The organism is Shewanella marinintestina (assembly GCF_023283845.1).
In the GTDB taxonomy this organism is placed as follows: Bacteria; Pseudomonadota; Gammaproteobacteria; order Enterobacterales; family Shewanellaceae; genus Shewanella; species Shewanella marinintestina.
Genome location: NZ_JAKILC010000026.1, coordinates 1 through 11,881, shown reverse-complemented (window position 1 = coordinate 11,881; position 11,881 = coordinate 1). Strand labels below are relative to the sequence as shown.

Sequence of the window (11,881 nt, the reverse complement as noted above, 5' to 3'; positions counted from 1 at the left end):
ACCATCAAAAATGGGCTTGGAATAAAAGAGCTAAAGTTTAAAATGCTTTATAGAACCCATAAAAAAGGCCTAACTGATGTTAGGCCTTTTTAGTAATTTTTTCTGGAGACTATTTACCCGTTGAGCTGTTCATATATCTAAAGAACTCGCTATTAGGCTCTAGTACCATAACATCATTTTCGCCAGAGAAACTTGCTTTGTAAGCATCTAAGCTACGCATAAAACTAAAGAATTCAGGATCTTTAGTATATGCATCCGCATAAATTTTAGCAGCTTCAGCATCACCTTCACCACGAGTAGTCAAAGCTTTACGCTCAGCTTCCGCTGTTTGAATAGTCACGCTAGCATCTGTTTTAGCACGAATAATTTCTGCTTGCTCTTGACCTTGAGCGCGGTGCTCTTTAGCCACAGCTTGGCGTTCTGCACGCATACGCTGGTAGATACTAGTACTAACGTTTGCTGGCAAGTTAATTTGCTTAACTCGCACATCAACCACTTCAACACCTAGATCTTGAGCACTTTCTGCTGCATTTTTAAGTGCATCAGATTGCAGTTCATCACGGCTACCAGAAACAATCTCTTTAATGGTACGACGACCAAACTCGGTACGAAGATCGTTGTTAATTTTACGTTGTAGCAAAGTCTCTGCGTTAGCCTTAATACCGCCATTGGTAGAAAGGTAGTAACGTTCAAAGTCTTTAATACGCCACTTAACGTATGAATCAACCATCAAATCTTTTTTCTCAGAGGTAACGAAACGATCCGCGGCACCATCAAGTGTTTGCACTCTTGAATCCATAAACTTGATTTTATCAAGCATAGGGATCTTTAAGTGGAGACCTGGAGCATAAACGCGAGTTACGCCGTCATCCTTAAGGACTTTACCAAATCGAGACACAATAGCGCGCTCACCTTCATTCACTACAAGCAGTGAAGACAAAGAGATTGCAATAAGTATTGCTACGATTATCGCTGTAAATCTACCCATCTCTTAGTTCCTCCCCGACGAGCGTTCACCACGTGATGGACGACCATCAAGCGGCATGCTGCTGTTATTATGAGTTGTACTATTAACTGACATAACAGGTGTTGCCGGTTTACTCTGAGACTTAGCTGAATGATTAGCTTGACTGTTCTGCATCAACTTATCTAAAGGAAGATACATCAAGTTGCCATTATTCTTAGCGTCAATAAGCACTTTGCTAGTACCACTTAGTACTTCTTGCATTGTATCGAAATACATACGCTCTCGAGTAACTTCAGGTGCAGCTTTATACTCAGGTAATAACTGCTCAAAACGTGCAACTTTACCTTTCGCTTCCAAAGTGACTCTTTGCTTATAAGCTATCGCTTGCTGATCCATACGTTGCACGGTACCACGAACCTTAGGCTCTAACTGGCGCGAATATGCTTCAGCTTCACGAATGAAACGCTGCTCATCCTCTTGTGCCGCAATCGCGTCATCAAAGGCATCTTTCACCTCTTCTGGCGGACGAGCTGGCAAGAAGTTAACATCTACAACAGTAATACCAAGCTTGTATGGCTTGATAATACGTTCGATTTCATCCCATGTGTCACGACGGATCTTATCTCGACCAGTTGTCAAGATATCGTCCATAGTGTTGTGACCAATAACGTAACGAAGCGCACTGTCAGTTGCTTCACGCAAGCTGGCATCCGCATCCACAACGCTATACAGGTAATTCTTTGCGTTACTTACGCGATACTGAACGTCAAGCTGAACTAAAACCACGTTCTCATCGGCTGTTAGCATACTGCCTGAAGCTGGGATCGAGCGAACAGTCTGTACGTTAACTGGCGTAACTTCATCAATGAAGGTCGCTTTCCACTGAAGACCAGGATCAACTTCACCCACGTATTCACCAAAGCGAAGCTCTACACCTTTCTCTGCTTCTTTAACTGTATAGAATCCAGAAAGACCCCATACAACTACAGCAATGACCAAAACGATGACTAAGCTAGCACCGCTGACGCTGCCACCTGAACCATTGCCTTTGCCGCCAAAGCGCTTTGAAAGGTTACGAAAAACTTCATCTAAATCAGGTGGTCCTTTATCATTACCACCTTTGTTGCCATTTCCCCAAGGGTCTTGACCCTTGTTACCGGGCTCGTTCCAAGCCATTTAGTACTCCATAAGTGTATGAAATAAACGAGATTACTAAAATACTTAATTATGCGACGACTGGGTCGACCACAAAAGTCTCTATTTCACCTTGGCTCTGTTTTACTAATCGGCGCCAATCGGCATCCAATAAGCGAACAGAGATCATACAGTTCCCCAGATCGTCATACGCTTTCTGCTGTATTACATCCAGTTTATAAAACTGGCCGAGATAATGCCCTGCCGAAGCTGGGATTTGCAAGGTTAGCTCTTGGATTGCTTTACCAACAATTTGGTTAATCGCTTCCTCAACTAGTTCCAAGCCTTTTTGCTGCTGAGCAGAAACCCAGACTCTAATTGGCGTTCCCTCATCATCGTAGTCGATGCGAGGGTTCACCTCATCCAATAGATCGATTTTATTGCAAACGATCAACTGTGGAATATCTACGGCATCAATCTCTTTAAGCACCTTCTGTACTTGCTCAAAGTTATCGGCCATTTTCTCATCTGCACTATCGACAACATGCAGTAATAGATCTGCTTGTCGTGTTTCTTGCAGTGTTGCCTTAAATGCAGCAACTAAATCGTGGGGCAAATGCCGAATAAACCCAACTGTATCAGCAAGAATCACATCACCGTCTGGTAAATCTAATTTACGTAACGTAGGATCCAATGTAGCAAAGAGTTGATCCGCCGCATATACGTCAGATGTAGTTAAGCCGTTGAACAGTGTAGATTTCCCCGCATTGGTATAACCAACCAAAGAAACAGTAGACATCTCACTGCGCTGACGTGCTCGACGACTCTGATCGCGTTGCTTATCAACCTTTGCTAAACGACGATTAATGGTGCTGATCCTTCCCCTCAGCAGACGCCTATCGGTCTCTAGCTGAGTTTCACCCGGTCCACGCAGACCAATACCGCCCTTTTGACGCTCTAAGTGTGTCCAACCTCTGATCAGGCGCGTTGACATGTGGCGCAATTGCGCTAGCTCCACCTGTAACTTACCTTCAAATGTTCGCGCTCTCTGAGCGAAAATATCTAAAATCAAAGTTGTTCTATCGAGTACTCTGCACTCGCATAACTGCTCAAGATTTCGCTCTTGAGCTGGACTTAGTGCGTGATTAAAAATCACCACATTGGCGTCAGTTGCCGCAACCATCGCAGCTAATTCTTCTGCCTTGCCTGAACCGACAAAAAACTTGCGGTCTGGTGAACGACGACTTGCCGAGATCACTCCGATAGACTGAGCTCCAGCCGAGTCAACTAGAAGCTTTAATTCGTCTAGATCTTCTCGGTTGTTTTCATCAGTAAAGTCGATATGGACAAGTACCGCTTTCTCTCCCGCCTCATAACGATCAAACAAAAAGCAATCTCCTTAGTAGCAAGTTATTTTTCGTCGCCATCGTCATGCTGAGCGTTATAGCCAGCTTGAGCGTTTGTCGCTTGGTGGTTGCTCACGTTAAATGGACGTGAAGGCACCACTGTTGAAATGGCATGCTTGTAAACCATTTGGCTCACAGTGTTTTTAAGCAAAATAACAAACTGATCGAAAGACTCAACTTGCCCTTGTAACTTAATGCCGTTAACAAGATAAATAGATACTGGAACGCGTTCACGACGCAATGCGTTCAAAAACGGGTCTTGTAAAGATTGCCCCTTTGCCATTTTCTAATTTCCTTTTTAATTAAAATTAATAGTTATTCTAATACAATAAAACTTTATCTTTGGTTTTAGTATTATACAGCTACAGCCAATAAGCTAGCGACTATATCGCATTACTGTAGCAAGATTATTATCAGCGCCGCTTTCTAACCAAATAAGATCTGGCCAACCGCGTAACCATGTTAATTGACGTTTAGCTAATTGCCTAGTAGCAACAATAGCTTTTTCGACCATAGTATCATAGTCAATTTCACCATCGAGATACTGCCAGCACTGCCGATATCCTACGCAACGCATAGATGGCAGGTCTAAATCTAAATCTCCACGAGACCTTAAACGCTCGACTTCTTCAGTAAACCCTTGTGTTAGCATGGTTTTAAATCGAGTTTCTATAGCCTTATGTAACACCTTTCTATCACTTGGCGCAATCGCAAATTGCACTGCTTGGTAAGGGAATGCATCTGCCTTAGTTTTCGTTAGCTCAGTTAAAGACTGCCCACTTATGCGATAAACCTCTAGCGCTCTTCCAAGTCTCTGGGGATCATTAGGGTGAATTCTGTCAGCAGAAACGGGGTCAATTTCGCGTAACTGATCATGTAAAGCTTGCCAGCCCAGTGCTTCAGCTTCTGCGGCAATCTGCTCTCTTATCGCTTCGTCAGCACCAGGCAGTGGAGACAAGCCTTCAAGTAATGCCTTGAAGTACATCATAGTACCGCCAACCAATAATGGTGTTTTACCACGACTCAATATGTCTTCAATCTGGGCTAATGCGTCACGTCTAAAATCTGCCGCAGAGTAACTCTGTGCAGGATCAATAATATTGATAAGTTTATGTGGAGCTGCAGCTTGTTCTGCAGCATCTGGCTTAGCCGTGCCGATATCCATATCTTTATAGATCAACGCTGAATCTACAGAGATAATCTCACAGTCATACTGCTTAACAAGCTCAATCGCTAATGCGGTTTTACCTGACGCTGTAGGACCCATTAAGGTAATTACTTTTTGTGATTTATTATCGGTCACTCTGATTTTCTTTTATCCATTGTTCCCAAGGTAAAGCTTGAGATTGATTATAGAGCTCTTGTTGCTCATCATCGGGCAGCGTATTTAGAGCGAACCATGTTTCATTGGCTGAAGTAAAACGGTTAGCAGCTTGGTCTGTAAGCCACTTAGTTAGAGCTTCATCACTAGGTAACTCTAATCGAATCCACTCCAGTAGCTCTGGTACTAACATTGCCAATTGGCTATCTCTTAGATATGGGGGCACTTTCTTAATTATCAACTGCCCTAAGCGAATAGATAACTCAATTCCTAACTTTCGTAGTAACTGTTCTCGTTCTTCTATAATTGTCGCCCAATCACTATCAACAGCAATAGCTACAGGCATCAATAGCGGCTGACCGACGAGCCCTTGAGCAAGCTTAGCGGCGATTTCAACTTTTTGCGCCGCCTTAGCAACCAAGGCAATACTCAATAGTGAAATTTGATTCTCTTTTGCCAGTAACCAATATTCACCACCAATGACGGCCGGCATTGGTCCAACATGGCGATGATTGTCAACTAAGCCAGTTTGCTCTGTAACCAGCTCAACTCTTGGCGCGTGATTGGTTGGTGAACTTTGCGTATAGCCCACACCTCTTTGGCTATTAGAGCCTGCATTATGTGTACTAAGTAATTCACCATAAGCCCTAATACTACTTTGAGATGGTCGGTTAGTCTCAGCCTGTTGAGCTGTACTTTTCAATGGTGTACGAAAGTTTGGACTAGCATTGGAATAGTCTCTTGAACTTCCTACTGCTTGGCTATCACGTACTGAAGAGTCTCTAGCTTCAGGCTGCTGATTATCACCATAATGGCTTGAATTTACCGCTCCGCGAGTGTTCGCAATTTGCACTTGTGCATTTTGCGAGCCTATCAAGTCGCCACCAACTTCTAGTGACTGTGAAATTGCAGATTGCAGTGCCTGCAAAATAAAATCGTGCACATAGCGGCTTTGATGAAAACGCACTTCATGCTTTGCTGGGTGCACATTCACGTCAACTTGATGTGGATCGAGATCAAGCATTAACACATAGCCAGGCGACACTCCTTCAGCGTATTGCGCAAAAGCCTGTCGCACAGCATGATTAACCAACCGATCTTTCACTAAGCGACCATTTACATAAAAATATTGAGTTTCACTGTAACCGTTAGCCGCACTCGGTGATTGTAAGTAACCACTTAACTTTAAGTCGTTATGTTCACATTCAATACGTAGACAAGTTTCGGCAAATGCCTTACCACTAATTTGCCCTAGTCGTTGAATATACTGGATTTCAGTATTTGCCGGACGGTAATTACGTACGGTTTTATCGTTATGCTTAAGAGTAAAATGAATATCCCTTCGAGCCACAGCAATACGCTTAAGCCACTCATCAATATGGGTAAACTCTGTCTTGTCGCTTTTTAGAAAACGTCTTCTAGCTGGTGTATTAAAAAATAGATCTACGGCTTCCACAGTTGACCCGACCGGATGAGCTGCTGGCAATACCTTTACCGCCATCTCAGTGCCTTCAGCCTGAGCTTGCCATGCCTCGGTTTGCTCAGCAGTTCGTGAGGTGAGTGTTAACCTTGAAACCGAGCTAATACTAGCTAAAGCCTCACCGCGAAAGCCAAAACTTAAAATAGCTTCTAGATCATCAAGGGACTTAAGCTTAGAAGTGGCATGTCGAGACAAGGCTAAGCTAAGATCCTCTTTTGGTATCCCCGAGCCATTATCGCGGATACGAATAACCTTAGCGCCACCTTTTTCAATCTCAATATCAACTCTCGTTGCACCAGCATCAAGACTGTTTTCAACTAGCTCTTTAATGACAGATGCAGGACGCTCTACCACTTCACCGGCAGCGATCTGGTTTGCTAATTGTGGAGGTAACTTTTCAATGGCCATGGGATACTCTTCTACAACCTAAGCTCTAGGGATAATCAGCTTTTGACCGATACGAATACTGTTTGATTTAAGATTATTGGCCTTTTTCAAACGACTAACAGAAATTTGATAGCGCTGCGCAATAACAGATAAAGATTCACCACTGCGAACTTTATGTTCAACACTACTCTTGCTCGCAAGTAATGAGTTTACCGGAGGGTTAGCTTCAAAGTACTTAACGACACCTTTATGAATAGCCTTAGCAACATTATTTTGGTGGTCACGTTGTGATAATAAACGCTCTTCTCTTGGGTTTGAGATAAATCCAGTCTCGACCAAAATCGACGGAATATCAGGCGACTTTAGCACAGCAAAACTAGCCGACTCAGGCTTATGTTTATGTAGCTTGGTTACTCTCCCTAAATTAGAAAGCACATCGCCAGCAATATTATGACTAATCGCCATAGAACGGTCCATAGACATGTCTAAAAGAGTCATGGCAAGATACTGCTCATTATCAGTATTTTGAATAATCTCACCTGCACCGCCAAGTAACTCTGAGTGCTTTTCTTTTTGCTCTAACCAACGACCAATTTCACTGTTTGCACGTCGCATTGACAACACCCAAACCGATGCCCCTTGTGGCTGAGGCGAGGTAAAGGCGTCAGCATGAATAGAGATCAATAAATCGGCTTTGCTATTACGGGCAATATCAGAACGTCTATTTAAATTAACAAAGTAATCCCCTGTTCGCGTCATCACTGCACGCATACCTGGCGTTGCGTTAATTTTCTGCGCCACTTTCTTGGAGATCTCTAAGACGAGTTTCTTTTCATAGATGCCACTTGGGCCAATAGAACCCGGATCTTCACCGCCATGGCCAGCGTCAATAGCAATAACAACATCTCTTAATTGCGTTTTGGGTTGAGTAACAGGAGGTTTCTTTGCTGTCGAGCCTTCACTATCTAAATCAACCACTAAACGATTGCCGTATGGCGCAGTAGCTGGCAATGCAAATAAATTGGCTTTAACTGGTTTCACCAAATCAATAACAATACGCAAAGTCCCTTTTTCTGGAGGCTTACTCGTACGTACTTTTTTAACCAACTTACTATTGTTTTTGATCTTATTAAGCTCAACTTTATTAGACGACTTTTTTAGATCGACAACCAATCTTGCAGGACTAGATAAGGTGAAATAGCTGTAATCAGGTGATTGGCTTAGATCAAATACAATACGCGTTGATTCTGGCGCAGCCCAAATCCTTACGCTATCGAGCTTATTAGCACTGTGCGCAACAAATGAAACACTGAAACCAATTAGGAGTATAAATAGCCTAAATATATTACTGTTTATTATCATTATTGTTTAGAGCCGCCAATATCTTTTCACCCTCAACCGAAAGCGCTTTTAACTCAACTTCTCGTCCAGTATTAACATACTTAATATGGATATGTATATCAGCAGCAGGTAATAAACCATGACCGCGATCAGGCCACTCGACGATACACAGACTACGCTTAGTAAAGTAATCGCGGATCCCCATAAACTCTAACTCTTCAGGATCATACAGGCGATATAAATCAAAATGATACACATCTAATGCATCTAATTCGTATGGCTCAACTAACGTATATGTCGGGCTCTTTACCGCACCTTGATGACCCAGGCTTTGAATAAGGCCACGGCTAAAGGTCGTTTTACCAGCACCAAGATCACCGCTTAAATAGATAGTTAAAGGTGGGCTAATAAGACTTGCCAACTGAGTGCCTAGTTTTACGGTATCTTGCTCGTCATTTAAATTTAATATCATTTCTTGCGTATTCATTCCGAATAAAAAAACGCCTTAATAAAAGGGCGGGTAGAATGCATTACTTTAACCTAATCACCTAGCTTTCTAAACTAGATTTAATTAACTAACTGACGAATGTAAGGCATGAGGTCGCTTGCTAGCATACCGCGCTCTCCTTCTTGAGCAGCTAAGTCGGCTGCACTGCCATGTATAACGACACCTAAACAAGCAGCTTCTATAGACTTATATCCTTGAGCGATTAAGCCACCAATAACCCCTGCAAGTACATCTCCGCAGCCTCCGCTAGCTAGCCCTGGGTTACCAACTGGTGCCACATAATATTGGTTTCCATCAAAAATTATAGTTCCTGCACCTTTTAGCACAATCACACCTTTATACTTTTGATGTAATCGCTTTGCAGCAGCAAACCTATCTTTTTCAACCTCGGCAATGCTCAGACCCAACAGCTTTGCAGCCTCACCAGGATGTGGTGTTAGCACCCAATCTTTATCAGCCATTGGCATACCAATTAGCTGGGTTAAGCCATCGGCGTCAATCACACAAGGTTTGTCAGTCAAATCGACCGCCTTAAGAAGATTGTAACCCCAATCATCATTACCCAGCCCCGGTCCAATCACTAGTACTGAAGCCCAGCCCAATTTAAGGTAAACCTCCATGTCGACTAATTCACACCCCCAAAACATCAACTCAGGGCGTGTTGCGCTAACAATAAACTGATGTTCAGGTCTAGAAATCACAGTGACTAAGCCCGCGCCACTTCTTAAGCAACCTTCAGCAGCTAAGCGCACCGCTCCTGCCATACCGTAATCACCACCAATAATTGACACCTTACCGTTATTGCCTTTATGAGCATCTCTTCGACGAGGCAAAAATGTATTTTCAAGTGTAAAACTATTTATCTGCGCCGTACTCGATTCAGGAAGAAACTCATTTAGCCCTATATTGGCAAGCTTAATCTCACCACAACAATGACGTGCTTTACCAGTGAGTAAACCTTTTTTAAACCCACCAAAAACTAGGGTCATATTCGCTTCAATTGCAGTTTGTTGATAGCTACCAGTGTTTGGATTAATCCCTGAGGGGACATCTAAACTTAAGATCCAAGCATTGCTACCATTAACTGTGTTTATGACTTTTGTGAGTTCAGAACTAAGCTCACCTTTTATACCTGTGCCTAATAATCCGTCGACAATAATCGTTGCAATGGCAATCTTGGTAACATCGAAGGGTTTAGTTTCACCACCTGACACTTGGAAGCAATTTATAGCTTGAGTGAGTTCATCACTTGGGTGACTTGCTAAGCTTGCTTGCAGCTCTACATCAAAACCTGACTTTAATAATAGAGAAGCAGTAATATATGCATCTGCGGCATTATTCCCATGCCCTGCTAGCACTAACACTTTACTTGTATTGGCTTGTCGCTCAGATAACAATTCAAAGGCAGCATGCCCTGCTCGCTCAACTAATTCGTATAAGCTTACACAGCCACTTTTCACTGCATTTACCTCAGCAGCCTTTATTTGCTGAACTGAAAATAGTGGTGTCGACAGTAAGTTTGGATCACTCATAATTTAGGTCCGAAAATAGTAAGGCTTAATTTGACAGCTTATAACTACTGACTTAAGTGCAAATGAAGCCACGCAATCAAAAGGTGATCTAGGTACGATCTTCCAACATTATAGTTAATATGTTCAGTGTTATAGGTGATAAAAAAGGCACCAATAGGTGCCTTACAAAAAATAACGCTGTAGCGATTAGATATCGTCCATGCGAATACTACTGTGAACTAGTCGCTGCTGTTGGATCTTCTCAACTCGAACAAGATCTTCAAGTGCGCCTTTAGTCTCTGTCGTCGCCGAAGAGCTTGCAGTTTTCTCTAATAATCCAATTAAACGATTATCAAGATTTAGGTGAAGTTCTAATACATCGTCTTCACTCATGTTGGCAGGCATTGAGGTCTTTTGACAAATAGCAATAAAGTCTTCAAAAACCACATCTTTATACCAAGTATCAAGCACTTTTTTTGGTGCTTCATCGATATAATTTTCTAACTTTTCAGTAGTATGACGCTCATGCTGTTGAAAATACTCTAACATCAACTTCACGCGTGAAGAGTCAGCCTGAGTGTGTAAACGGCTATAGAGTTGGGCCATTTCTATGCGGCATGTTGCAACATAATCTAAAAGTTCACTAAGTTGTTGAATACGCATTTATCCATTCTCCTAAGTCAGCTACATCAATCTGCTGCACCTAAATTTAAGTCTGTAATAATTATGTGATGAAAACTGGACTGAATACTTGAGCGCAGTCAAAGTTTAGACTGCATAAAACGGATTAGTTTAGATATTATTAAAGAAACACGCGCTCGATCACGTTGTTTTATCGACTGCGGTACAAAAGGTATAACCTTAGGATAGAACCCCATATATTTTATAAAGAGTTAAGTTGAAATTAACTTCCGCTTTTAGCCATACAGAGTCCATCCACAAAAGCTCTGTAATTAAAGTTGTATAGGCTTGGCTAAGAAGTGATTTCAACATTTTCTGCAGCTGCAGCTAATTACTAAATAGAAATATAAGCTTTGATTTAATTCATTTAGATTTTTTTAGAGATTTACATAGTGAGCGCAGATTGCAAAGAGCGGTTAATTTTATCGAGAGCGTGAGTTGAAACCGACCGTTTATACAAGCAGGTCTATACCTTGGCAAAAAAAGGTATCGACATTTCTGCGAGCGCAACTGAGCTAATGCCGCATAAACATTTAGGGGCTTTATTAGGAGTTATAGCAGAGATTTAGTTTGAAATAACAAGGAGGAAGATTGGAGCGACATATCGGGTTCGAACCGATGACCTATACCTTGGCAAGGTATCGCTCTACCAACTGAGCTAATGTCGCATAACCTTTTTGATTGAAACGACACATCGGGTTCGAAACAAACAACCGATGACTTATACCTTGGTAAGGTATCGCCCTTTTGTCTCATAAAGAGTCAACTGAGCTAATGTCGCATGAATCTTTAAATTGGAGCGACATATCGGGTTCGAACCGATGACCTATACCTTGGCAAGGTATCGCTCTACCAACTGAGCTAATGTCGCATAAAACTTTTTTACTTACCGGACTTGGTGTTCCCATAAGCGTTAAATTGGAGCGACATATCGGGTTCGAAACAAATAACCGATGACTTATACCTTGGTAAGGTATCGCCCTTTTGCTCTAAATTAAGAGTCAACTGAGCTAATGTCGCACAATCTTTTAAATTTGGAGCGACATATCGGGTTCGAACCGATGACCTATACCTTGGCAAGGTATCGCTCTACCAACTGAGCTAATGTCGCATAAAACTTTTTTACTTACCGGACTTGGTGTTCC

General features: G+C 42.3%; 10 protein-coding genes and 5 tRNA genes. All 15 read right to left on the bottom strand.

The features are described from left to right. Positions 1-109: 109 nt before the first annotated feature. Positions 110-988 carry a protease modulator HflC gene (hflC, locus tag L2747_RS20070; protein ID WP_220779884.1) on the bottom strand — a complete coding sequence of 293 codons (879 nt, stop codon included), beginning with the start codon at positions 986-988 and terminating at the stop codon, positions 110-112. Positions 989-991: 3 nt separating this feature from the next. Further along, complete coding sequence (hflK, locus tag L2747_RS20065) at positions 992-2,143, bottom strand: FtsH protease activity modulator HflK (protein WP_249000741.1); 1,152 nt, start codon at positions 2,141-2,143, stop codon at positions 992-994. Positions 2,144-2,192: 49 nt separating this feature from the next. Next, positions 2,193-3,488 carry a ribosome rescue GTPase HflX gene (hflX, locus tag L2747_RS20060; RefSeq protein ID WP_249000740.1) on the bottom strand — a complete coding sequence of 432 codons (1,296 nt, stop codon included), beginning with the start codon at positions 3,486-3,488 and terminating at the stop codon, positions 2,193-2,195. A gap of 23 nt (positions 3,489-3,511) precedes the next feature. After that, a complete protein-coding gene (hfq, locus tag L2747_RS20055) occupies positions 3,512-3,790 on the bottom strand; it encodes an RNA chaperone Hfq (protein ID WP_012156738.1) in 279 nt (92 codons plus the stop codon). A 93-nt stretch (positions 3,791-3,883) separates the two neighbouring features. Further along, the gene (miaA, locus tag L2747_RS20050) at positions 3,884-4,810 is read right to left on the bottom strand and encodes a tRNA (adenosine(37)-N6)-dimethylallyltransferase MiaA (protein WP_346347792.1); all 927 of its coding nucleotides are present in this window, start codon (positions 4,808-4,810) and stop codon (positions 3,884-3,886) included. Next, positions 4,800-6,716, bottom strand: a complete 1,917-nt coding sequence (gene mutL / locus L2747_RS20045) for a DNA mismatch repair endonuclease MutL (protein WP_249000739.1) — start codon at positions 6,714-6,716, stop codon at positions 4,800-4,802. Before mutL ends, miaA begins: the two co-directional genes overlap by 11 nt. Before the next feature lie 18 nt (positions 6,717-6,734). Then, positions 6,735-8,057, bottom strand: coding sequence for an N-acetylmuramoyl-L-alanine amidase (locus L2747_RS20040; protein WP_249000738.1), 1,323 nt, complete (start codon positions 8,055-8,057; stop codon positions 6,735-6,737). After that, positions 8,041-8,523: a tRNA (adenosine(37)-N6)-threonylcarbamoyltransferase complex ATPase subunit type 1 TsaE gene (gene tsaE, locus L2747_RS20035; RefSeq protein ID WP_249000737.1), complete on the bottom strand. Its 483-nt coding sequence runs from the start codon at positions 8,521-8,523 to the stop codon at positions 8,041-8,043. Before tsaE ends, L2747_RS20040 begins: the two co-directional genes overlap by 17 nt. A gap of 80 nt (positions 8,524-8,603) precedes the next feature. Further along, positions 8,604-10,079: an NAD(P)H-hydrate dehydratase gene (locus L2747_RS20030; protein ID WP_428848552.1), complete on the bottom strand. Its 1,476-nt coding sequence runs from the start codon at positions 10,077-10,079 to the stop codon at positions 8,604-8,606. A gap of 183 nt (positions 10,080-10,262) precedes the next feature. Then, entirely contained in the window at positions 10,263-10,718 is a 456-nt protein-coding gene (locus L2747_RS20025; protein WP_249000735.1) for a hypothetical protein, read from the bottom strand. 610 nt (positions 10,719-11,328) lie between these two features. Next, a tRNA-Gly gene (locus L2747_RS20020) sits at positions 11,329-11,404 on the bottom strand. Between the two features lie 17 nt (positions 11,405-11,421). After that, positions 11,422-11,517, bottom strand: a tRNA-Gly gene (locus L2747_RS20015). 14 nt (positions 11,518-11,531) lie between these two features. Further along, a tRNA-Gly gene (locus L2747_RS20010) sits at positions 11,532-11,607 on the bottom strand. Between the two features lie 48 nt (positions 11,608-11,655). Further along, positions 11,656-11,756: transfer RNA gene (locus tag L2747_RS20005), tRNA-Gly, on the bottom strand. Positions 11,757-11,771: 15 nt separating this feature from the next. Continuing rightward, a tRNA-Gly gene (locus L2747_RS20000) sits at positions 11,772-11,847 on the bottom strand. Positions 11,848-11,881 lie beyond the last annotated feature (34 nt).